Source organism: Oleiphilus sp. HI0061 (assembly GCF_001635675.1).
Genome location: NZ_LWFE01000488.1, coordinates 1 through 521 on the forward strand (window position 1 = coordinate 1; position 521 = coordinate 521).

The following is a 521-nucleotide window of genomic DNA, read 5'->3' on the forward strand; positions in this document are numbered from 1 at the left end:
AGTTTCTACGGATCTGGGAGGCATTTGCTGCTTCCCTTTGCAGGTCGAGCTCATCGTAAATTGTTTTTTCATAATCTCTTACGACCTGTACCGGGTGAAGTCGCTTACCATCCACCCAATAGTTTTCCAGAACCAGAGCAAAGAACAGCATGACGGCAATATCTTGGTCGATGGTTCGCTCAATGCCAGGACGAATGACTTTGACGACTACCTCTTTACCTGAATGTAGCGTGGCGCTATGTACTTGTGCAATGGAAGCGGTAGCTAGTGGTTCATCGTCAAACTCTTGGAATACTTCTCCAACCTTCTTCCCCAAGCCTTTTTCAATTAAAGCCTTGGATATAGCTCCTGAAAACGGCGTGACCTGATCCTGTAGGTTTTTGAGGTGATCCGCAATATCATCAGGTAGCAAGTCGCGTCGGGTAGAGAGTATCTGTCCAAACTTAATGAAGATAGGGCCCAGAGTTTCCAAAGCTAAGCGGATTCGCTCACCGCGAGACATCTTCGGTTTTGGAAAAAAG

General features: G+C 46.6%; 1 protein-coding gene. It reads right to left on the bottom strand.

What is annotated here, in order from left to right:
- A partial coding sequence (locus A3735_RS06470) for an AarF/UbiB family protein (RefSeq protein ID WP_369820510.1) occupies positions 1–521 on the bottom strand: 521 nt, incomplete at both ends.